At 55.6% G+C, this 21508-nt stretch carries 18 protein-coding genes and 2 tRNA genes; 11 read left to right on the top strand and 9 right to left on the bottom strand.

The genetic code is table 11. The annotated features are described in order from the left end of the window. Positions 1–44 precede the first annotated feature (44 nt). Positions 45–398 carry a DsrE/DsrF/TusD sulfur relay family protein gene (locus tag ACMWJS_RS06360; protein WP_414746810.1) on the bottom strand — a complete coding sequence of 118 codons (354 nt, stop codon included), beginning with the start codon at positions 396–398 and terminating at the stop codon, positions 45–47. Between the two features lie 177 nt (positions 399–575). On the opposite strand from ACMWJS_RS06360, the gene ACMWJS_RS06355 reads away from it, so the two are divergent. Next, complete coding sequence (locus ACMWJS_RS06355; protein WP_048029744.1) at positions 576–1982, top strand: YchO/YchP family invasin; 1407 nt, start codon at positions 576–578, stop codon at positions 1980–1982. Positions 1983–1985: 3 nt separating this feature from the next. Here the strand turns inward: ACMWJS_RS06355 and narL are convergent, their stop codons facing one another. Both narL and narX read right to left on the bottom strand, forming a co-directional pair. Then, positions 1986–2636: a two-component system response regulator NarL gene (narL, locus tag ACMWJS_RS06350; protein WP_008499531.1), complete on the bottom strand. Its 651-nt coding sequence runs from the start codon at positions 2634–2636 to the stop codon at positions 1986–1988. Further along, positions 2629–4425 (bottom strand): nitrate/nitrite two-component system sensor histidine kinase NarX, encoded by a 1797-nt coding sequence (gene narX / locus ACMWJS_RS06345; protein ID WP_414746809.1) that lies wholly within the window; start codon positions 4423–4425, stop codon positions 2629–2631. The genes narL and narX overlap by 8 nt, the downstream gene beginning before the upstream one ends. 309 nt (positions 4426–4734) lie before the next feature. Here narX and ACMWJS_RS06340 point away from each other — a divergent pair, with 309 nt between their 5' ends. From ACMWJS_RS06340 to narI, 5 genes are all read left to right on the top strand, one after another. Further along, positions 4735–6132: a NarK family nitrate/nitrite MFS transporter gene (locus ACMWJS_RS06340; RefSeq protein ID WP_045908975.1), complete on the top strand. Its 1398-nt coding sequence runs from the start codon at positions 4735–4737 to the stop codon at positions 6130–6132. A gap of 380 nt (positions 6133–6512) precedes the next feature. Further along, positions 6513–10256 (top strand): nitrate reductase subunit alpha, encoded by a 3744-nt coding sequence (locus ACMWJS_RS06335; RefSeq protein ID WP_262789646.1) that lies wholly within the window; start codon positions 6513–6515, stop codon positions 10254–10256. Beyond that, positions 10253–11788, top strand: a complete 1536-nt coding sequence (narH, locus tag ACMWJS_RS06330; protein WP_048029747.1) for a nitrate reductase subunit beta — start codon at positions 10253–10255, stop codon at positions 11786–11788. Before ACMWJS_RS06335 ends, narH begins: the two co-directional genes overlap by 4 nt. Beyond that, positions 11785–12495 (top strand): nitrate reductase molybdenum cofactor assembly chaperone, encoded by a 711-nt coding sequence (narJ, locus tag ACMWJS_RS06325; protein WP_414746808.1) that lies wholly within the window; start codon positions 11785–11787, stop codon positions 12493–12495. The genes narH and narJ overlap by 4 nt, the downstream gene beginning before the upstream one ends. Beyond that, positions 12495–13172, top strand: a complete 678-nt coding sequence (gene narI, locus ACMWJS_RS06320; RefSeq protein ID WP_023312107.1) for a respiratory nitrate reductase subunit gamma — start codon at positions 12495–12497, stop codon at positions 13170–13172. Before narJ ends, narI begins: the two co-directional genes overlap by 1 nt. Here the strand turns inward: narI and ACMWJS_RS06315 are convergent. After that, positions 13169–14065, bottom strand: a complete 897-nt coding sequence (locus tag ACMWJS_RS06315) for a DMT family transporter (protein ID WP_414746807.1) — start codon at positions 14063–14065, stop codon at positions 13169–13171. The genes narI and ACMWJS_RS06315 overlap by 4 nt on opposite strands. A gap of 107 nt (positions 14066–14172) precedes the next feature. Here ACMWJS_RS06315 and ACMWJS_RS06310 point away from each other — a divergent pair, with 107 nt between their 5' ends. Next, complete coding sequence (locus tag ACMWJS_RS06310; RefSeq protein WP_334754993.1) at positions 14173–14616, top strand: Lrp/AsnC family transcriptional regulator; 444 nt, start codon at positions 14173–14175, stop codon at positions 14614–14616. Between the two features lie 138 nt (positions 14617–14754). On the opposite strand, the gene ACMWJS_RS06305 is transcribed toward ACMWJS_RS06310, so the two are convergent. The 4 genes from ACMWJS_RS06305 to ACMWJS_RS06290 form a co-directional block, all read right to left on the bottom strand. After that, a tRNA-Tyr gene (locus ACMWJS_RS06305) sits at positions 14755–14839 on the bottom strand. 35 nt (positions 14840–14874) lie between these two features. Beyond that, positions 14875–14959: transfer RNA gene (locus ACMWJS_RS06300), tRNA-Tyr, on the bottom strand. Between the two features lie 157 nt (positions 14960–15116). Continuing rightward, on the bottom strand, positions 15117–15959 hold the full coding sequence (gene purU, locus ACMWJS_RS06295) for a formyltetrahydrofolate deformylase (RefSeq protein ID WP_023312104.1): 843 nt from the start codon (positions 15957–15959) through the stop codon (positions 15117–15119). A gap of 46 nt (positions 15960–16005) precedes the next feature. After that, complete coding sequence (locus ACMWJS_RS06290; protein WP_414746806.1) at positions 16006–16464, bottom strand: YchJ family protein; 459 nt, start codon at positions 16462–16464, stop codon at positions 16006–16008. A 114-nt stretch (positions 16465–16578) separates the two neighbouring features. Here ACMWJS_RS06290 and rssA point away from each other — a divergent pair, with 114 nt between their 5' ends. The 3 genes from rssA (at position 16579) to galU (ending at position 19695) form a co-directional block, all read left to right on the top strand. Next, positions 16579–17481: a patatin-like phospholipase RssA gene (gene rssA / locus ACMWJS_RS06285; protein ID WP_045908968.1), complete on the top strand. Its 903-nt coding sequence runs from the start codon at positions 16579–16581 to the stop codon at positions 17479–17481. Positions 17482–17572: 91 nt separating this feature from the next. Continuing rightward, entirely contained in the window at positions 17573–18586 is a 1014-nt protein-coding gene (gene rssB / locus ACMWJS_RS06280; RefSeq protein ID WP_032647605.1) for a two-component system response regulator RssB, read from the top strand. A gap of 200 nt (positions 18587–18786) precedes the next feature. After that, entirely contained in the window at positions 18787–19695 is a 909-nt protein-coding gene (galU, locus tag ACMWJS_RS06275; protein WP_008502780.1) for a UTP--glucose-1-phosphate uridylyltransferase GalU, read from the top strand. Positions 19696–19897: 202 nt separating this feature from the next. Here galU and hns read toward each other — a convergent pair whose 3' ends face one another. Then, positions 19898–20311 (bottom strand): histone-like nucleoid-structuring protein H-NS, encoded by a 414-nt coding sequence (gene hns / locus ACMWJS_RS06270; protein WP_008502781.1) that lies wholly within the window; start codon positions 20309–20311, stop codon positions 19898–19900. 549 nt (positions 20312–20860) lie between these two features. Between hns and tdk the strand changes: the two genes are divergently transcribed. Next, positions 20861–21475, top strand: a complete 615-nt coding sequence (gene tdk / locus ACMWJS_RS06265; protein WP_414746805.1) for a thymidine kinase — start codon at positions 20861–20863, stop codon at positions 21473–21475. The last annotated feature ends 33 nt before the right edge of the window (positions 21476–21508 follow it).

The raw sequence follows: 21508 nt of genomic DNA, 5'->3' as shown, positions 1-21508 counted from the left end.
TGAAACCGCGTCCATAAGAAAATAATATTTTTACGGGTTTATTATTAAAAAGTTAATACTTTATCAGCGGACAGCGTCCACTCGGCCAGTTCATCCAGCGTGCCAATTTCTACGCCATCAATCAGCGGCAGCCCGGTGATACCGCGCCCGTCGGTGCAGGTTTTGCACAGCTTCACCGGCACGTTTTGCGCAGTCAGGATCTCCAGCATCTGCTGAATGTTATAGCCATCGGCCGGTTTTTGTCCCTTCAGCCCGGCGGTGACCGCGTCCGACATTAAAAAGAGTCGTAACGCCAGGTCGCTCTCTTTTTCGCGCAGCGCAATGGCCAGGCGCAGGCTGTTAAAAAGCGATTCACTCCCGTAGGCCGCACCGTTGGCGACGATCACAATCTTCTGCATGTTGACTCCTGTTCTTATAAAGGCACGAATAATATAGGGTTTACCTAGTTTACGCTGCCTGCAGCCGTCAATAAACTTCAGGATATTCCTGAAATTTCCCGTAAGGCTGCAATTCTTTCTTAATAGCGTTAAGGTAAGAGCGTCTTTTACAAAACTCAGGCGCAAATCCCGACGTTGATGGCTGTATCGTCTCGCATTCGTTCTCTGCTATTACTCTCCCTTCTGTCGGCCGGAGCCGTTCACGGTGCGCCGAATTCCTTTATGCATCAGGCGCAGCACCCCTTTGATAATAACGGGGACAGTCTGCCCGATCTCGGCATGGCGGCGCCCACCGGCGAAGGGGAAAAACACCTGGCCGAAATGGCGAAAGCCTTTGGTGAAGCCAGCATGACCGACAATGGCCTGACGACCGGCGAGCAGGCGCGTCAGTTTGCCTTTGGTCAGGTGCGCGACGCGGTAAGCGGGGAAGTGAACCAGCAGATTGAGTCCTGGCTGTCGCCCTGGGGAAACGCCAGCGTGAACCTGCTGGTGGATAACGACGGCAAATTTAACGGCAGCAGCGGGAGTTGGTTTATCCCGTGGAATGATACTAACCGCTACCTGAGCTGGAGCCAGCTTGGCCTGACGCAGCAGACGGATGGCCTGGTCAGCAATGCCGGAATCGGTCAGCGCTGGGTCGCCGGGAAGTGGCTGCTGGGCTACAACACCTTTTATGATAATCTTCTGGATGAAAACCTGCAGCGTGCCGGGCTGGGGGCGGAAGCGTGGGGGGAAAATCTGCGCCTGTCAGCGAACTATTATCAGCCCTTTGCCGGATGGCGCGCGCGATCTGACGTTCAGGAGCAGCGCATGGCGCGCGGATATGACGTGACCGCTAAAGCCTGGCTGCCGTGGTTCCATCATCTGAATACCAGCGTCAGCTTTGAGCAATATTTTGGCGATAACGTCGACCTGTTCAACAGCGGCACCGGCTACCACAACCCGGTTGCGGTCAATCTGGGGCTTAACTATACCCCCGTTCCGCTGGTGACGTTGACCGCCGGGCACAAGCAGGGCGAAAGCGGCGAGAGCCAGAATAACCTCGGACTGAAGCTCAACTATCGCTTTGGCGTGCCGCTGGCAAAGCAGCTATCCGCCGATGAGGTCGCCGCCACGCGCTCCCTGCGCGGCAGCCGCTACGACTCACCTGAGCGCACCAGCCTGCCGGTGATGGAGTTCCGCCAGCGTAAAACGCTATCCGTCTGGCTGGCCACGCCGCCGTGGGATCTGAAAGGGGGCGAGACCGTTATGCTGAAGCTGCAGGTTCGCAGCACGCACGGCATCCGTCAGATCCACTGGCAGGGCGATACGCAGGCACTGAGCCTGACGTCGCCGGCGAAAAGCAACAGCAGCGACGGCTGGAGCGTGATTATCCCTGCCTGGGATGATCGGGAAGGGGCGACAAACCGCTGGCACCTGTCGGCGGTGGTGGAAGATGAGAAAGGCCAGCGCGTCTCGTCCAATGAGATCACGCTGGCCGTGGTGCAGCCGCTGGTCGCACTGCCTGACGACGATCCGCGCTGGAAGCTGCTGCCGGAGGAGTAATTCTTAAAAAATGCGTTCCTGATGCACCCACACGGCGGCTTCAACGCGAGATTTTAACTTCATTTTCTTCAGCATATGCTTCACGTGCACTTTCACCGTGCTTTCAGTGATATCCAGACGGCGGGCGATCATTTTGTTCGGCAGGCCCTGGGCAATCAGTTTGAGAATGTCGCGCTCGCGCGGAGTTAACTGGCTGACGTCACGGTCAGAGGTGGCGCGGTTGGCACGCAGGCTGGCGGCCAGGACCGGCGTTAAGGCTTCGCTGAGCACCATCTCGCCCGCCGCCGCCTGCTGCAGCGCCTTAAGCAGATCTTCCGGCTCCATGTCTTTCAGCAGATAGCCATCCGCACCGCGCTTCAGCGCCGTGACCACGTCCTCTTCATGGTTCGACACGCTAAAGACGACGATGCGGCCGGAAAGCGATTTTTCCCGCAGCTTGTCGAGGGTCTCCAGACCGTTCATGCCCGGCATATTCAGATCGAGCAGGATCAGATCGGGATCGAGGGATTCGGCAAGCTCAATGCCCTGTTCACCGTTACTGGCTTCGCCCACCACGGTGATATCGGGTGCCATGCTGACCAGCTGTTTCACGCCAGTACGCAGCATCGGATGGTCGTCGATCAACAGGATGGATGCCGGTTCCTGATTAGTCATGGGTTTCTCCTTGAGCAGTTGTGAGCGGTTTCTCGGGAATAAAGGTGACGACAACTTCCGTGCCGCCCGTTTCTCTCCGGCGAACCTGGCAATCACCGCGCAGGCTTTGAGCGCGGTCTCGCATAATGATTAAACCATAGTGGTTAGTGCGTTCGGCATTTTCCGGCACGCCGCGGCCGTTATCGTGAACCGTCAGTTTCACCTGATTGTCGTGCTGGCTGACGGTGACCGTGACCGCCGTTGCTTCAGCGTGTTTAAGCACGTTGCTCAGCGCTTCGCGGGCGATCTGCAGTAGATGGATGGCCTGATGGGAGGGGACAAACCGCGGCGGCAGTTGATAATCCAGCTTCACCGGGAACCCCATTCGGGCGCTAAATTCGTGACAGCTGGATTCCAGCGCCGGGCGCAGGCCCGGCTCGGTCAGCTGCAGGCGGAAGGTGGTCAGCAGCTCGCGCAGCTGCACCCAGGAGGTGTTTAGCTCGTTGCGGATCTGGCTGAGCAGCTGCTTGTTGCTTTCGGGCATCTCCGCATCCTGCATCTGCAGGCAGCTCACCTGCATTTTCATACAAGAGAGCGACTGGGCGATGGAATCGTGCAGCTCGCGGGCGATGGTCGCGCGCTCTTCCATGACGATAAGCTGCTGCTGTTTTTCCTGATGCCTGTCGAGCGCCAGCGTGGCCGTCAGCTGTTCAACCAGCGTATCCACCAGCTGCTGCTGGTCGTGGCTCAGGTGGCGTCCGGTTGGCAGGGTGGCCAGCAGAATGCCGTACTGGGTGTGGCTGTCCGTCAGGCGCCACTTCAGGGTCGTGCCGCCGGAGGTCAGCGGCGGCAGGCCGCGAGGGCAAAGATGGCAGCCTTTGTCATCACAGGACATATCGGACTGACAGGTAAATTCCTGGTGGTTCTCTTCGTCTTCCACATCGTAGACCCGCAGCTCCAGGTCGCGCAGCAGGGTCAGATTTTGCAGGCCGTTCAGCACCGGCGAAAGGCGCTCACACAGCGGCACCTGCATGTGCAGCCGACGGTTGGCCTGCCAGAGGAAGGAGAGGATCTCGTTTTTCTGCTCCAGCCCGGCCGTTTTTTCCTGAACGCGCTGTTCCAGCACCGCGTAGCTCTCGGAGAGCTCTGCCGACATGGTATTGAGTGCCTGGCCGAGCATGGCCATCTCGTTGCGCCCGCTGATGTGCGTGCGCTGGGTAAAATCGCGTGCGGTCACCGCGCGGGCCATTGCCAGCAGCTGTTTCCAGGGATTTAACAGCCGCGCGCGGAGCCAGACGATGGTGAAGATCAGCAGCAGGCCCATAAACAGCGCCATGGCCCGGTGTACCATCACCACCCGGTCAATGCGTAATTCGGTCGTCTGGTCAAAAGCGGAGACCAGCGCATCAATGCGGGAGACAAATCCCGCCACGTCCTGGGCAACGGCTTCTGTACTGCGCGCCTGCTTCAGGCCGGGCTGCAGCTGGGTGTGCCAGTACCCCTGAAGGGCCTTAAGCTGGGACTGCTGGCCAGCGCGGATGGCGGCATTTTCCAGCTCGGGGCTGAACGCCGTGCGCTCCATTTCATCGATTAAAGGCCGATCGTCTTGCGTCAGGGGAACCGCCGCCAGCAGGCGATAACTCTGCATGCGTAGTGAGCCTGCCTCGTTGATGGCATGCGCATTACCCTGTACCCCTTGTACCAGCCAGCCGGAGATTGCCATGCCGGTCACGCCGATGGCGGTGGACAGCAAAACAATCAGGGCGAGCTGATTCACGAGCGTTAGCGGAGATAAGCATCTTTTTAACATTGAGTGGGCGTGCTCCTGACGTGGCCTGCTTGCAGGAATGGCGCTATTCTGGTGCATACCCTGGAGTATACCCATACCAATAAAGGATTACCCCTAAATTGCCAACGGAGTAGTGGGCAAGAGGTGGGCGTTGCAGGGAATCGTCAGTGCCGTGAAAAACCACGTCTTTTTTACCGAATTAGCCTACTCACTAAGGATAACACCTTTTTTTGCGCCGCAAATCCTCCCACTTTTCCTTTGATTTATATCAACTTACCGCCGCCCTAAAACCCTAATGTTTGCAGCATCATTCGAGAATCAGAGGTGTCTATGAGTCACTCATCCGCTCCCGAAAGGGAAAATGGTGCCGTTATTACTGACTGGCGTCCAGAGGATCCGGCGTTCTGGCAACAGCGCGGCCATCGTGTAGCAAGCCGAAATCTGTGGATTTCCGTGCCGTGTTTGTTATTAGCGTTTTGCGTATGGATGTTGTTTAGCGCGGTGGCAGTAAACCTGCCTAAAGTCGGCTTTACGTTCACGACCGATCAGCTGTTTATGCTGACCGCGCTGCCGTCGCTGTCAGGCGCGCTGCTGCGCGTCCCTTACGCGTTTATGGTGCCGGTCTTTGGCGGCCGTCGCTGGACGGCATTCAGTACGGGCATCATGATTATCCCCTGCGTGTGGCTGGGCTTCGCGGTGCAGGATACCTCAACGCCGTTCAGCGTGTTCGTGATTATCTCCCTGCTGTGCGGTTTTGCCGGGGCGAACTTCGCCTCCAGTATGGCCAACATCAGCTTCTTCTTCCCGAAAGCGAAGCAGGGCGGCGCGCTGGGGATTAACGGCGGTCTGGGCAATATGGGCGTGAGCGTGATGCAGCTGATCGCTCCCCTGGCGATCTCGGTCTCCATTTTTGCAGCCTTTGGCGGCGGTGGCGTTGAGCAGGCGGACGGTTCTTCCCTCTATCTGCAAAACGCAGCCTGGATCTGGGTACCGTTCCTCGTGGTCTTCACCCTCGCAGCCTGGTTCTTTATGAATGACCTGTCCGCGTCGAAGGCGTCGCTGAGCGAACAGCTGCCGGTGCTGAAGCGTGGACACCTCTGGGTGATGGCGCTGCTGTATCTGGCGACCTTCGGTTCGTTTATCGGCTTCTCGGCGGGCTTCGCGATGCTGTCGAAAACGCAGTTCCCGGACGTGCAGATCCTGCAATTCGCCTTCTTCGGTCCATTTATTGGCGCCCTTGCTCGCTCGCTGGGCGGCATGGTGTCTGACCGTCTGGGCGGTACCCGCGTGACGCTGGTTAACTTCGTCGTGATGGCGGTATTCTGTGCGTTGCTGTTCCTCACGCTGCCGGCCGACGGACAGGGCGGTAACTTCATCGCCTTCTTCGGCGTGTTTATGGTGCTGTTCCTGACGGCCGGGCTGGGGAGCGCGTCCACCTTCCAGATGATCTCCGTGATCTTCCGTAAGCTGACCATGGACCGCGTAAAAGCGCAGGGCGGCAGCGAAGAACAGGCTATGCGCGAAGCGGCGACGGATACGGCTGCGGCGCTGGGCTTTATCTCCGCCATCGGCGCGATTGGCGGCTTCTTTATCCCGAAAGCGTTCGGTATCTCTCTGGACCTGACCGGCTCTCCGGCCGGTGCCATGAAAGTCTTCCTCGTCTTCTATATCGCCTGCGTCGTGATTACGTGGCTGGTATATGGCCGTAATACCAAGAAAAATAAGTAAGTATGATTATCCGTTTACGCGGCCTTCGGGCCGCGTTTTTTTTGGCGTCAAAATAGTTACAACATACTGGTTGCCATGCAGAGGAAATCCGCAGGCAGCACTGTGATCGCCATCGCTTTACAGGGCGCTCTACCCCTTAATACCTGTGAGGTTAGATTTTGCCTGGCGGTTTGTACGATAAATCAAAAAAAACGATATATTTCATATAGATGTGAAATTTTAAATGATACCGCTTTGGTGGTATTCGGTGTAACTCCTCGCCTGAAAGTCCCTCGTCGTCTTGATCGTTATCAATTCTCCCCCTCTTTCAGGGCGTTACCTTCGCTGCAAATCAGCAATGTCGATTTAGAGAGCCACAGGCTCCATACAGGAGATACCCGATGAGCAAATTTTTGGACCGGTTTCGCTACTTCAAGCAGAAGGGCGAAACGTTTGCCGATGGGCACGGCCAGGTTCTGGATACCAACCGGGACTGGGAAGACGGTTACCGCCAGCGCTGGCAGCATGACAAAGTCGTCCGTTCGACCCACGGCGTGAACTGCACCGGCTCATGTAGCTGGAAGATTTTCGTTAAAAACGGTCTGGTGACCTGGGAAATGCAGCAGACCGACTATCCGCGCACCCGCCCGGATATGCCGAACCACGAACCGCGCGGCTGCCCGCGTGGCGCCAGCTACTCCTGGTATCTCTACAGCGCGAACCGTCTGAAATACCCCCTGATGCGCAAGCGCCTGATGAAAATGTGGCGTGAAGCGAAAGTGCAGCACAGCGATCCGGTGGATGCCTGGGCCTCTATCATTGAAGACGCGGATAAAGCAAAAAGCTTCAAGCAGGCTCGCGGCCGCGGCGGCTTTGTGCGTTCCTCCTGGAAAGAGGTGAACGAGCTGATTGCCGCCTCCAACGTCTACACCGTGAAAACCTACGGTCCTGACCGCGTGGCGGGCTTCTCGCCGATCCCGGCGATGTCGATGGTCTCTTACGCTTCCGGCGCGCGCTATCTCTCCTTAATCGGCGGTACCTGCCTGAGCTTCTACGACTGGTACTGCGACCTGCCGCCGGCGTCTCCGCAGACCTGGGGCGAGCAGACCGACGTGCCGGAGTCTGCGGACTGGTACAACTCCAGCTACATCATCGCCTGGGGCTCTAACGTGCCGCAGACCCGTACGCCGGACGCACACTTCTTTACCGAAGTCCGTTACAAAGGTACCAAAACCGTGGCGGTCACCCCGGACTACGCCGAAATCGCCAAGCTGTGCGATCTGTGGCTGGCACCGAAGCAGGGTACCGATGCGGCGATGGCGATGGCAATGGGGCACGTCATGCTGCGCGAGTTCCATCTGGATAAACCAAGCCAGTACTTCACCGACTACGTCCGTCGCTACACCGACATGCCGATGCTGGTGATGCTGGAAGAGCGTGACGGGTACTACGCAGCAGGCCGTACGCTGCGCGCCGCCGATCTGGTGGACGCGCTGGGCCAGGAAAATAACCCAGAGTGGAAAACCGTTGCCTATAACAGCAACGGCGATCTGGTGGCGCCAAACGGCTCTATCGGCTTCCGCTGGGGCGAGAAGGGCAAGTGGAACCTTGAGCAGCGTAACGGCACGACCGGTGAAGAGACGGAACTGCGCCTGAGCATGCTGGGTAGCCAGGACGAGATCGCCGAGGTGGGCTTCCCGTACTTCGGCGGTGAAGGTTCCGAGCACTTCAACAAGGTTGAACTGAAAAACGTACTGATGCACAAGCTGCCGGTAAAACGCCTGCAGCTGGCCGACGGGACTACCGCGCTGGTCACCACCGTTTATGACCTGACCATGGCGAACTACGGCCTGGAACGCGGCCTGGGCGATGAAAACTGCGCCACCGGCTATGACGATGTGAAAGCCTACACCCCGGCATGGGCAGAGCAGATCACCGGTGTTCCACGCGCGCAGATCGTGCGTATCGCCCGCGAGTTCGCGGAAAATGCCGACAAAACCCATGGTCGTTCAATGATTATCGTCGGTGCGGGTCTGAACCACTGGTATCACCTCGATATGAACTACCGTGGCCTGATCAACATGCTGATCTTCTGCGGCTGCGTCGGTCAGAGCGGCGGCGGCTGGGCACACTACGTGGGCCAGGAAAAACTGCGTCCGCAGACCGGCTGGCAGCCGCTGGCGTTTGCCCTCGACTGGCAGCGCCCGGCACGCCACATGAACAGCACCTCTTACTTCTATAACCACTCCAGCCAGTGGCGCTACGAGACGGTCACCGCGCAGGAGCTGCTGTCGCCGATGGCGGATAAATCCCGCTACAGCGGCCATCTGATTGACTTCAACGTGCGCGCCGAGCGTATGGGCTGGCTGCCGTCTGCGCCGCAGTTGGGCACTAACCCGCTGCGCATCGCGGAAGCGGCAAAGCAGGCGGGCATGTCACCGGTGGATTACACCGTGAAATCGCTGAAGGATGGCTCAATCCGCTTCGCGGCGGAACAGCCGGAGAACGGTAAAAACCACCCGCGTAATCTGTTCATCTGGCGCTCCAACCTGCTGGGCTCGTCCGGTAAAGGCCACGAGTACATGCTGAAATACCTGCTTGGTACCGAAAACGGTATCCAGGGTAAAGATCTCGGCAAGCAGGGCGGCGTGAAGCCGGAAGAGGTGGAGTGGAAAGACAACGGTCTCGACGGCAAGCTGGATCTGGTGGTCACCCTCGACTTCCGCCTGTCCAGTACCTGTCTGTACTCCGACATCGTGCTGCCTACCGCCACCTGGTACGAAAAAGACGACATGAATACCTCGGATATGCATCCGTTTATTCATCCGCTGTCTGCGGCCGTTGACCCGGCGTGGGAATCGAAAAGCGACTGGGAGATCTACAAAGACATCGCGAAGACATTCTCCGAAGTCTGCGTGGGGCACCTCGGCAAAGAGACCGACGTGGTGACGCTGCCCATCCAGCACGACTCCGCCGCCGAACTGGCGCAGCCGCTGGACGTTAAGGACTGGAAAAAAGGCGAATGCGACCTGATCCCGGGCGTAACCGCACCGCACATCATTCCGGTTGAACGTGACTACCCGGCAACGTACGAGCGCTTTACCTCTATCGGCCCGCTGATGGAGAAAATCGGTAACGGCGGGAAAGGGATCGCCTGGAACACCCAGAGCGAAATGGACCTGCTGCGCAAGCTCAACTACACCAAAGCGGACGGTCCAGCGAAAGGCCAGCCAATGCTCAACACAGCGATTGATGCCGCAGAGATGATCCTGACCCTGGCGCCGGAAACCAACGGCCACGTGGCGGTGAAGGCCTGGGCAGCGCTGAGCGAGTTCACCGGTCGTGACCATACGCACCTGGCGACGAATAAAGAGGAAGAGAAAATCCGCTTCCGCGATATTCAGGCCCAGCCGCGCAAGATTATCTCCAGCCCGACCTGGTCAGGTCTGGAAGACGAGCATGTGTCCTATAACGCGGGCTACACCAACGTTCACGAGCTGATCCCATGGCGCACCCTGTCCGGCCGCCAGTCGCTGTATCAGGATCACCAGTGGATGCGCGACTTCGGTGAAAGCCTGCTGGTGTACCGTCCGCCAATCGACACCCGCTCCGTGAAAGCGGTGATGGGCGCGAAATCGAACGGTAACCCGGAGAAGGCGCTGAACTTCCTGACGCCGCACCAGAAGTGGGGGATCCACTCTACCTACAGCGACAACCTGCTGATGCTGACCCTGTCGCGCGGCGGTCCGATTGTCTGGATGAGCGAAACGGATGCCAAAGATCTGGGTATTGAAGATAACGACTGGATCGAAGTGTTCAACAGCAACGGCGCCCTGACGGCGCGTGCGGTGGTGAGCCAGCGCGTACCGGCCGGGATGACCATGATGTACCACGCGCAGGAACGTATCGTTAACCTGCCGGGGTCAGAGATCACCGAGCAGCGCGGCGGGATCCACAACTCCGTGACCCGCATTACGCCGAAGCCGACCCACATGATCGGTGGCTATGCGCAGCTGGCCTACGGCTTTAACTACTACGGCACCGTAGGATCGAACCGCGATGAGTTCGTGGTGGTACGTAAGATGAAGAATATTAACTGGTTAGACGGCGAAGGTAATGACCAGGTACAGGAGAGCGTAAAATGAAAATTCGTTCACAAGTCGGCATGGTGCTGAATCTGGATAAATGCATCGGCTGCCATACCTGCTCGGTCACCTGTAAAAACGTCTGGACCAGCCGTGAAGGTATGGAATACGCCTGGTTCAACAACGTGGAAAGCAAGCCGGGCACCGGCTTCCCGACCGACTGGGAAAACCAGGAGAAGTGGAAGGGCGGCTGGATCCGCAAAATCAACGGCAAGCTGCAGCCGCGCATGGGTAACCGTGCGATGTTGCTGGGAAAAATCTTCGCTAACCCGCATCTGCCGGGCATCGATGATTACTACGAGCCGTTTGATTACGACTACCAGAACCTGCACAACGCGCCGGAAGGCAAACACCAGCCGATCGCCCGTCCTCGCTCGCTGATCACCGGTCAGCGCATGGATAAAATTACCAGCGGTCCAAACTGGGAAGAGATTCTGGGCGGCGAGTTCGAGAAACGCGCCAAAGACCAGAACTTCGAGAACATGCAAAAGGCGATGTACGGCCAGTTCGAAAACACCTTCATGATGTATCTGCCGCGCCTGTGTGAGCACTGCCTTAACCCGGCGTGCGTGGCGACCTGCCCGAGCGGCGCCATCTACAAGCGTGAAGAAGATGGCATCGTGCTGATCGACCAGGACAAGTGCCGCGGCTGGCGTATGTGCATCACCGGCTGCCCGTACAAAAAGATCTACTTCAACTGGAAGAGCGGCAAGTCTGAGAAGTGCATCTTCTGCTACCCGCGTATCGAAGCCGGTATGCCGACCGTCTGTTCCGAAAGCTGCGTAGGCCGTATTCGCTACCTCGGCGTGCTGTTGTACGACGCGGACGCGATTGAAAACGCAGCGAGCACCGAGAACGAGAAAGATCTGTATCAGCGTCAGCTGGACGTGTTCCTCGATCCGAACGATCCGAAGATCATTGAGCAGGCACTGAAGGACGGCATTCCGCAGAGCGTGATTGACGCCGCGCAGCAGTCGCCGGTGTACAAGATGGCGATGGACTGGAAGCTGGCCCTGCCGCTGCATCCGGAATACCGCACGCTGCCGATGGTCTGGTACGTGCCACCGCTGTCGCCGATTCAGTCTGCCGCTGACGCGGGCGAGCTGGGCAGCAACGGCATTCTGCCGGACGTGGAGAGCCTGCGCATTCCGGTGCAGTACCTGGCAAACCTGCTGACCGCAGGGGATACCCAACCGGTCCTGCTGGCGCTGAAACGAATGCTGGCGATGCGCCACTTCAAGCGTGCCGAAACCGTGGACGGCGTGACCGATACCCGCGCGCTGGAAGAGGTTGGTCTGACCGAAGCGCAGGCGCAGGAGATGTACCGCTATCTGGCGATTGCCAACTACGAAGACCGCTTCGTGGTGCCGAGCAGCCACCGTGAGCTGGCCCGCGAAGCCTTCCCGGAGAAAAACGGCTGTGGCTTTAGCTTTGGCGACGGTTGCCACGGGTCAGACAGCAAATTCAACCTGTTCAACAGCCGCCGCATCGACGCCATGGATGTGACCAGTAAAACGGAGCCGCACTCATGATTGAACTTGTCATTATTTCTCGACTGCTTGAGTACCCGGATGCGGCGCTAGCGCAGCATCAGCAGGAACTCTTTGACGCGCTCGCGTCTTCAGAAAACCTGAATAAAGAGGATGCCCAGAAGCTTGGCGTTTTCCTACGTGACCTGTTAGCGCGCGACCTTCTGGACGTGCAGGCGGACTACAGCCAGCTGTTTGACCGTGGACGTGCAACGTCCCTGCTGTTGTTTGAACACGTTCACGGTGAATCTCGCGACCGCGGTCAGGCGATGGTGGATCTGATGGCCCAGTACGAACAGCACGGCCTGCAGCTCGACAGCCGCGAGCTGCCGGACCATCTGCCGCTCTATCTGGAGTATCTGGCGCAGTTGCCGAAAGAGGAGGCATTGGGTGGTCTGCAGGACATCGCGCCGATCCTGGCGCTGCTCGGCGCGCGCCTTCAGCAGCGTGAGAGCCGCTATGCGGTGCTGTTCGATCTGCTGGTGAAGCTGGCCAACGCCGCGGTCGACAGTGAAAAAGTGGCGGAGAAAATCGCCGATGAAGCCCGTGACGATACGCCACAGGCGCTGGATGCGGTATGGGAAGAAGAGCAGGTGAAATTCTTCGCTGACCAGAACTGCGGGGAATCTGAAATCTCAGCGCATCAGCGTCGTTTTGCCGGTGCCGTGGCCCCGCAATATTTGAATATCTCTAACGGAGGACGGCACTAATGCACTTCCTGAATATGTTCTTCTTTGACATTTACCCGTATATCGCGGGCACCGTGTTCCTGGTGGGAAGCTGGCTGCGTTATGACTACGGTCAGTACACCTGGCGTGCCGCCTCCAGCCAGATGCTGGATCGCAAAGGGATGCATGTGGGCTCTAACCTGTTCCACATCGGTATTCTGGGCATTTTTGCCGGTCACTTCCTCGGGATGCTGACGCCGCACTGGATGTATGAAGCGTGGCTACCGATTGAGGTGAAGCAGAAGATGGCGATGATCGCCGGCGGTGCCTGCGGGGTGATGACGTTAGTCGGTGGCCTGCTGCTGCTGAAACGTCGTCTGTTCAGCCCACGCGTGCGTGCTACCACGACCGCTGCGGACATCCTGATCCTCTCCCTGCTGATGGTGCAGTGCGCGCTGGGTCTGTTGACCATTCCGTTCTCGGCGCAGCATATGGACGGCAGTGAAATGATGAAGCTGGTGGGCTGGGCGCAGTCCGTGGTGACCTTCCACGGCGGAGCGTCTGCGCACCTGGACGGCGTAGCGTTTATCTTCCGTGTTCACCTGGTGCTGGGGATGACGCTGTTTGTGCTGTTCCCGTTCTCCCGCCTGGTGCATATCTGGAGCGCGCCGGTGGAGTACCTGACGCGCAAATACCAGATAGTACGCGCCCGTCGCTAATTTGCCGTTTTGATACCAACCCCGCACTCGCGGGGTTTTTTTTTGCCCCAGCCCAGGTTGTTACCCGCGGCAGCAAACAGGATAAGCGCGCCACCCGCCAGCTGCGTCAGGCTCAGCGCATGTCCGAACAGCAGATTATCAACCACAATTGCTACCACCGGATAGATAAACGACAGGGAGCCGGTAATGGGCGTCGGCAGCTTCTGAAGCGCGCTGTAGAGCAACTGGTACATAATGCCGGTATGGACAATGCCCAGCGTGAGCAGGATCGGCCACGGGAAATCACCGGAAAATGACGGCAGGCTGGCAAATGGCAAAAGCATCACGACGCCCGTCAGTACCTGGATAAAGGCCATATGCTGCGGTGCGATGGATTTCAGCTTGCGGGCAATCATGGCCGTTAGCGCGTAGAAGAAGGCCGCGGCCATGGCCAGACCGATTCCGGCGAGCCATTCACCGCCATGCGCGCCGGTCAGCTCGCTGGAGAGCAGTATCACCACGCCGCCAAAGGCGAGGAACAACCAGCCCCATTTCACCAGGCTGACGCGTTCCCCTAAAAACATCCCCATCAAGACCAGCATAAACGGCTGGGTGTTATACACCACGGTCGAAAGGCCAATCGAGATCCGCTCATAGGCTGCGAAGAGTAGCAGCCAGTTCACCACGAGCGCCACGCCGCCGAGAATAGCCAGCAGCAGCGTGGTGCGGGTGAGGGGACTAAAGGGCTTTTGACTGACCCGGATAAAAATAAAAAGCGCCATAGCCCCGATAAGACAGCGCCAGAACACCACTTCCGTCACCGGCAGACCGGAGAGCAAAACAAACGCGCCGATAGAGCCGGAAATTAACATCGCCAGGCTCATTTGCCAGACGCCTTTATGTAAATCACGCATCATCCACCTCCTGATTAATGACGCTATTGTCGAAAATCGCTGTCGGGTTTTACAGGTGTGATATAAGGTTGAAAAGGTAAATGACTTTTTAAAATTAGGTGAAAAGAATGGAATGCCTTATCGATGATATCGACCGACAAATTTTAGCCTGTCTGGTTGAGGATGCGCGCATGTCGTTGAAGGTGCTCAGCGGCCGCATCGGTCTGACGTCCCCCAGCACGGCAGAACGCCTGAAGAGGCTGGAAGAGCGCGGTGTGATCCAGGGTTATGGTGCGCGGGTGAATCTGGCGGCGCTGGGGTATACGCTGCAGGTGCTGGTACGGGTTCGCCCCTTACCGGGTCTGTTGCATAAAGTGGATAAGTACATTCAGGCGATGCCGGAGTGTATTGAGAGCGACAAAGTGACCGGGGAAGATTGCTTTGTGATTAGGCTGGTGGTGCGATCGATAGAGCAGCTGGATGCGCTGCTGGACGGTCTGGCAGAGCATGCTCAGTGTAATACGTCGATTGTGAAGAGTTCGCCTGTCAGGCGTCGTTTGCCGCCGATGTAGCCATTTTTCGCCGGGTGGCGGCTGCGCCTTACCCGGCCTACAAAGGCGGACTTGGTTTTTTTAGCTTCTCATCCTTCCCCGTTACGGAAATGTATGATGCCCGGTGCGAACAGAAGGTTTGGAGTCGTTTAAAAGTGATGGTGGTGGGGGAAGGATTCGAACCTTCGAAGTCGATGACGGCAGATTTACAGTCTGCTCCCTTTGGCCGCTCGGGAACCCCACCAGGGGTAATTCAAATTTTGAGGTCGTGCTGAGAGATGGTGGTGGGGGAAGGATTCGAACCTTCGAAGTCGATGACGGCAGATTTACAGTCTGCTCCCTTTGGCCGCTCGGGAACCCCACCACGGGGTAATGCTTTTTACTGGCCTGCTTCCTGCTGGAAGCGGGGCGCATCATATCAAATGAGACGCCCCTGTAAAGCATTCCTTTAGGGAAACGAAGTTGTTTGCCTGCTTTTTATCCGTAAAGGCGCAAAGCTAATCAATTCATTTTCCGAAAGATTAAAGAATGATGGTTCTGTTACCGTAAACGAAGACTCGCTGAGCCAGCACCTGATACAGCGCGCGGCTTAACACATTCTTCTCAACGTCACGGCCTGCGCGCATCATGTCCTCTGCGGTGTATGTGTGATCTACATGAATCACGTCCTGCATGATGATGGGACCTTCGTCCAGGTTGTCATTCACGTAGTGTGCGGTCGCGCCGATGATCTTCACGCCGCGCTCGTAGGCCTGGTGGTATGGACGCGCGCCAATAAAGGCCGGCAGGAACGAGTGATGAATGTTGATGATCTTGTTCGGGAAACGCGCCACGAAAGATGGCGTTAACACGCGCATGTATTTCGCCAGCACTACGTAGTCCGGGTTATGCGCTTCAATGGCCTGCGCCATCAAATCGTCGTGTTCTTCACGGGTATGACCTTCATGGCTGACCAGCTCGAACGGAATATCAAAGCGCTCGACCAGCGTACGCAGCGTCTCGTGGTTGCCAATCACGGCAGCAATTTCAACGTCCAGACCGCCGTAGTTGGCCTTCATCAGCAGATCACCCAGGCAATGTGCTTCTTTGGTCACCAGGATCACGATGCGGCGTCGACCCGCAGGGGTCAATTCGCGCACGGAGCCTTCCGGAAGCGCGCTGTCCAGATCGGCCAGCAGCGTGGTGTCGTTGAAAATACCTTCCAGTTCGGTACGCATGAAGAAGCGGCCGGTACGGTGGTCAACGAACTCGTTGTTCTGCACGATATTCAGTTCATGTTTGTAGCAAATGTTGGTAATTCGTGCGATCAGCCCTTTTTGATCGGGACAGATGGTGCGCAGAACTTTACGTTGTAATGATTGCATCGCCGGGAAATCCTGTTTGTATTTGCGAAGTCTGGGTTGTCAGGCATTACTGCCCGCAACACTTTTTAAATTTTTTACCTGAACCACACGGGCAGGGATCGTTACGACCAAACTGTGGGCGCGTTCCGTCAATATAATACCATTGCCCGCTTTCCTTTAAGAACCGGGAACGCTCGATAATGGCACCCGGTTTATTATTCTCGGTAAAACGGGCAACAAAGGTGACGTAACCTTCATCCACATGACTGCCTGGCGAGGATCCATAGACGGTGAGGCCGAGCCACTGCGTGTTCGCAAACCCGGCTTCGATGTCCTGTTTGAAATCGGCTGCGCGGCAGGATGGATGCCAGGTTTTAATCAGATAGTCTGCGTCTTTGATCACAAAAGCAGTGTACCGTGAACGCATAAGGTGTGACGGGTCTGGTGCAACCTGATCGCCAGAAAGATATCGCTGGCAACATAGGCTATACTCCAGAGCGCTACCACAAGGGCAGAGTTGAGACACGATTCTCTTCCTGGAACAAAATATAAAGGCGTTAAACGCTTCGGGTAGCACTATGTTAACTGAGGCGTTGCGTTGACGCTATGTCAGGAATCCAGGGGAAGTAAAACAGGACTAATGAGAAAGGTTAAAATTGGGCTGGCGCTGGGTTCAGGTGCCGCCCGGGGATGGTCGCACATCGGCGTGATTAATGCCTTAAATCAGATGGGCATTACCGTCGATATTGTTGCAGGGTGTTCAATCGGATCGCTTGTCGGCTCCGCTTACGCGTGCGGGAAGCTTCCGGAGCTCGAGACATGGGTGCGCTCCTTCAGCTACTGGGACGTGCTGCGTCTGATGGACCTCTCCTGGCAGCGTGGGGGACTGCTGCGCGGCGAACGCGTCTTTAACCAGTTCCGCCAGGTCATGCCTCTCGAAGACTTCACTGATTGTCAGATGCCTTTCGGCGCCGTCGCGACAAACCTCAGCACAGGACGCGAGCTCTGGCTCACCGAAGGCGATATCCATCTTGCCGTCCGTGCCTCCTGCAGTATGCCGGGACTCATGGCGCCTGTCCCACACAACGGTTACTGGCTTGTCGATGGTGGCGTCGTTAACCCGGTTCCGATCTCTCTGACGCGTGCTATGGGGGCGGACATTGTGATTGCCGTCGACTTGCAGCACGATGCCCACCTGATGCAACAGGATCTCATGCCGGTCAATCTCCAGAGCGAAGATGCTGAGGGCGAGAAACTGGCCTGGCATGAACGCCTGCGCGGAAGAATCGGGCGTCTGGCCGCGCGTCGTTCGGTTGCCGCGCCGACGGCGATTGAAATCATGACCACGTCAATTCAGGTTCTCGAGAACCGCCTTAAACGTAACCGTATGGCAGGCGATCCTCCGGATATTCTTATTCAGCCGTACTGTCCGCAAATCTCTACCCTTGATTTCCATCGGGCTGAGGCCGCCATCGCAGCGGGCTCGTTAGCCGTCGAAAAGAAAATGGACGAATTGTTGCCTTTTGTGCAGACCGCACGTTAAGCACCTTTTTTTGACTACTTCAGCAAAATCTGACAGGCGATAGTGCCGATCGCATGCCACTATTTAGTTACTGTCAGCCAGGGGAGGAACCATGACGCAGCCATTGGCCGGAAAACACATTTTGATTGTTGAAGACGAGCCCGTTTTCCGATCGCTACTGGATTCGTGGTTATCCTCGCTGGGCGCAATGACGTCACTGGCTGAAGATGGCATCGACGCCCTGGAAAAAATGATCAGCATTACGCCCGATTTGATGATTTGCGACATTGCGATGCCGCGTATGAATGGACTGAAGCTGGTTGAACATCTGCGTAACGAAGGCAATCAGACGCCAATTCTTGTGATCTCTGCCACCGAGAACATGGCGGACATCGCAAAAGCATTACGTCTTGGGGTACAGGATATTCTGCTTAAGCCGGTCAAGGATTTGCACCGGCTGCGAGAAACGGTCCTGGCGTGCCTTTATCCGAATATGTTTAATTCCCGGGTAGAGGAAGAGGAGCGTCTTTTCCAGGACTGGGACGCTCTGGTGAGTAATCCGCCTGCCGCGGCGAAACTGTTGCAAGAACTCCAGCCGCCCGTCCAGCAAACTATTTCACACTGTCGCGTAAATTATCGGCAGCTGGTGGCCGCTGACCAGCCAGGACTGGTGCTGGATATTGCGCCACTGTCAGATTCCGACCTTGCGTTTTATTCTCTGGACGTCACCCGGGCGGGGGATAACGGTGTATTAGCGGCGTTACTTCTTCGTGCGCTATTTAATGGCTTGTTGCAGGAACAGTTATCCCATCAGGGGCAACGGTTGCCTGAGTTAGGCAGTTTACTCAAACAGGTAAACCAGCTTTTTCGTCAGGCCAATCTGCCTGGACAGTTCCCGCTATTGGTTGGCTATTACCATAGCGGTTTAAAAAATCTGATCCTCGTTTCAGCCGGTCTCAATGCATCACTGAATACCGGTGAACACCATATTCAGGTGAGTAACGGTGTACCGCTTGGGACGTTGGGAACGGCGTATCTTAATCAAATTAGCCACCGCTGTTCCTCGTGGCAGTGCCAAATTTGGGGTGCCGGGGGACGGTTACGCTTAATGTTGTCCACGGAATAAGCAATTGGATCGTCATTTTAAGATTGCTTTACCTGTGTTTTACGGGGAGTGCTACTATCGCTGCCCGGTTTCATGCGTATTTATCCTAATTGATCGGCAACGCGTTCTTTTCAGACCCGGACTGCGGGGTGAGGCTGATATACTCAACGCGTTATTTATTGCATAAAAGTTCAAAACTTGAACAGCTCAGGAGAATTTGAATGGCTGCCCTAAATTCGAAAGTCAGAAAGGCCGTTATCCCGGTAGCGGGATTGGGGACCAGGATGTTACCAGCAACTAAGGCGATTCCTAAAGAGATGCTGCCTCTGGTTGATAAGCCATTAATCCAGTATGTCGTGAATGAATGTATCGCAGCCGGCATCACTGAAATTGTGCTGGTTACGCATTCATCTAAAAACTCTATCGAAAACCATTTCGATACAAGCTTTGAACTTGAAGCCATGCTGGAAAAGCGTGTTAAGCGTCAGCTGTTAGAAGAAGTTCAGTCTATTTGTCCTCCACACGTCACCATTATGCAGGTTCGTCAGGGGCTGGCTAAAGGTCTGGGCCACGCTGTTATGTGCGCGCACCCTGTCGTGGGTGATGAGCCTGTAGCGGTAATTCTGCCTGACGTTATTCTGGATGAATACGAATCCGATCTTTCTCAGGATAACCTGGCAGAAATGATCAAACGTTTCGACGAAACCGGCAGCAGCCAGATTATGGTTGAGCCTGTTGAAGACGTAACGGCATACGGTGTGGTTGACTGCAAAGGCGTTAACCTGGAGCCGGGTGAGAGTGTGCCAATGGTGGGCGTCGTAGAGAAGCCTAAAGCCGATGTCGCGCCTTCAAACCTTGCTGTTGTAGGTCGCTATGTCCTGAGTGCTGAAATCTGGCCTCTGCTGGCTAAAACGCCTCCAGGAGCGGGTGATGAGATCCAGCTGACGGATGCCATCGATATGCTGATCGAGAAAGAGACTGTTGAGGCCTACCATATGAAAGGTAAGAGCCATGACTGCGGTAATAAGCTCGGTTATATGCAGGCGTTTGTTGAATATGGTATCCGCCACAATACCCTTGGCGAAGAATTTAAAACCTGGCTCAAAGAGAGCGTAGGTATTAAGAAATAAGCCACGGTTGTAAATGTTCGAAACCGGTGAGGCGCTGCCCACCGGTTTTTTTATGCCCATAACACTCCCGAAAACCTGTCTGAAAGTACAGTCGATGAAATTGCTAAATAATGCTTTATGACAGAGTGTAAGAAGATGTATGTGACAAATTTAGGTTAAAAAAAATCCCGCAATATGCGGGATTTTTCTGAATGAGGCTCGATTAATCCTTGATCAGGAAGTCGTCCAGCTGTTTACCCTGCTCATCCATCGCTTTCTTGATAACTGCAGGAGTACGACCCTGGCCAGTCCAGGTTTTAGTTTCGCCGTTCTCATCAACGTAGCTATATTTAGCAGGACGGGCAGCACGCTTAGCTTTAGTACCGGTTTTAGCGGCAGCCATGCTGTTCAGCAATTCATTTGGATCGATACCATCAGCAATCAGCATTTCACGATATTGCTGCAGTTTACGAGTACGTTCTTCGATTTCAGCCGCAGCAGCGCTTTCTTCTTCGCGACGTTCATTAACTACAACTTCTAATTTTTCCAGCATTTCTTCAAGCGTTTCGAGGGTGCATTCTCTTGCCTGCGCACGAAGAGTACGGATGTTGTTCAGAATTTTAAGTGCTTCGCTCATTGTAGTAATCTCAAACTTATAATGGGGGGTGGTTTGTTGACCTAATAATAGAGCCATAAATTCAGATGTGCAATAGCCAGGAATGTAAGGAATTCAAAAAATACTAAATAATGCCGCTATTATTAATTACGCTAACTTAAATTCCACCACCCAGCTGTCTCGGTTGTTATCACCGGAACCTGCTTAACCCGGTCGATTGCGTCTTTTTTTTGTGACATTTCCCGCAGGAATTATAGTTGCGGCGGAGAAATATCAGCCTTTTGTATTAGTTCTCACCCCTGGTGTTAAGCCTGAAATAGTTAATAAATAGTGAATTTTAAAGGGTCGGGATTCCACTATAAAAAGAAGTGTTATGTTTGGCTTAACTTATAACATATTGGCGTGGCTGAATGGGTTTACTTCATGTTTTAACGGGTTATTTTCATAAACAGAAGGTACTGAACGCGGCACTGAACCGCATCCTCTGTGCGCTGCATCGCTGATGACCGGACAAAATATGGTACAATGACTCATCGGGAATATTACACATTGATTAGGGTTTTACGGCCAATGGCACAACTTTATTTCTACTATTCGGCAATGAATGCCGGGAAATCCACCGCGCTGCTGCAATCCTCGTACAATTACCAGGAACGCGGGATGCGTACCGTTGTTTATACGGCTGAAATTGACGATCGCTTTGGCGCAGGGAAGGTGAGCTCCAGAATAGGGCTCTCGTCGCCTGCCAGGCTGTTTAACCCGAAAACCGATCTGTTTGAAGACATTCGTGCAGAACATGCGGCACAGCCCATTCACTGCGTACTGGTCGATGAGAGCCAGTTTCTGACGCGTGAACAGGTCCATGCCCTGTCAGAGGTAGTCGATGAGCTTGATATCCCCGTGCTCTGTTACGGCCTGCGTACGGATTTCCGCGGGGAGCTTTTTGACGGGAGCCAGTATTTGCTCGCCTGGTCGGATAAACTTGTCGAATTGAAAACGATCTGCTTCTGCGGTCGTAAAGCGAGCATGGTGCTTCGTCTCGACCAGTCCGGGAAACCTTATGCAGATGGCGAGCAGGTGGTGATAGGCGGCAATGAACGCTATGTTTCGGTCTGCCGTAAGCATTATAAAGAAGCGTTGTCTGTAGGCTCGCTGACGGCGATTCAGCACGACAACAGAAAATAACGTCAGTCTTATTATTCAGACATAAAAAAACCC

Origin of the sequence: Enterobacter sp. HK-058-C-ECC (assembly GCF_047531125.1) — a bacterium.
Classification (GTDB): Bacteria; Pseudomonadota; Gammaproteobacteria; order Enterobacterales; family Enterobacteriaceae; genus Enterobacter; species Enterobacter quasiroggenkampii.
This window is presented reverse-complemented; position numbering and strand designations above follow the sequence as displayed.

What these genes read in the sequence shown, in the direction of transcription:
- ACMWJS_RS06360 (WP_414746810.1), bottom strand. Translation starts at nt 398, where the DNA reads ATGCAGAAGATTGTGATCGTCGCCAACGGTGCGGCCTACGGGAGTGAA.
- ACMWJS_RS06355 (WP_048029744.1), top strand. Translation starts at nt 576, where the DNA reads ATGGCTGTATCGTCTCGCATTCGTTCTCTGCTATTACTCTCCCTTCTG.
- narL (WP_008499531.1), bottom strand. Translation starts at nt 2,636, where the DNA reads ATGACTAATCAGGAACCGGCATCCATCCTGTTGATCGACGACCATCCG.
- narX (WP_414746809.1), bottom strand. Translation starts at nt 4,425, where the DNA reads ATGTTAAAAAGATGCTTATCTCCGCTAACGCTCGTGAATCAGCTCGCC.
- ACMWJS_RS06340 (WP_045908975.1), top strand. Translation starts at nt 4,735, where the DNA reads ATGAGTCACTCATCCGCTCCCGAAAGGGAAAATGGTGCCGTTATTACT.
- ACMWJS_RS06335 (WP_262789646.1), top strand. Translation starts at nt 6,513, where the DNA reads ATGAGCAAATTTTTGGACCGGTTTCGCTACTTCAAGCAGAAGGGCGAA.
- narH (WP_048029747.1), top strand. Translation starts at nt 10,253, where the DNA reads ATGAAAATTCGTTCACAAGTCGGCATGGTGCTGAATCTGGATAAATGC.
- narJ (WP_414746808.1), top strand. Translation starts at nt 11,785, where the DNA reads ATGATTGAACTTGTCATTATTTCTCGACTGCTTGAGTACCCGGATGCG.
- narI (WP_023312107.1), top strand. Translation starts at nt 12,495, where the DNA reads ATGCACTTCCTGAATATGTTCTTCTTTGACATTTACCCGTATATCGCG.
- ACMWJS_RS06315 (WP_414746807.1), bottom strand. Translation starts at nt 14,065, where the DNA reads ATGCGTGATTTACATAAAGGCGTCTGGCAAATGAGCCTGGCGATGTTA.
- ACMWJS_RS06310 (WP_334754993.1), top strand. Translation starts at nt 14,173, where the DNA reads ATGGAATGCCTTATCGATGATATCGACCGACAAATTTTAGCCTGTCTG.
- purU (WP_023312104.1), bottom strand. Translation starts at nt 15,959, where the DNA reads ATGCAATCATTACAACGTAAAGTTCTGCGCACCATCTGTCCCGATCAA.
- rssA (WP_045908968.1), top strand. Translation starts at nt 16,579, where the DNA reads ATGAGAAAGGTTAAAATTGGGCTGGCGCTGGGTTCAGGTGCCGCCCGG.
- rssB (WP_032647605.1), top strand. Translation starts at nt 17,573, where the DNA reads ATGACGCAGCCATTGGCCGGAAAACACATTTTGATTGTTGAAGACGAG.
- galU (WP_008502780.1), top strand. Translation starts at nt 18,787, where the DNA reads ATGGCTGCCCTAAATTCGAAAGTCAGAAAGGCCGTTATCCCGGTAGCG.
- hns (WP_008502781.1), bottom strand. Translation starts at nt 20,311, where the DNA reads ATGAGCGAAGCACTTAAAATTCTGAACAACATCCGTACTCTTCGTGCG.
- tdk (WP_414746805.1), top strand. Translation starts at nt 20,861, where the DNA reads ATGGCACAACTTTATTTCTACTATTCGGCAATGAATGCCGGGAAATCC.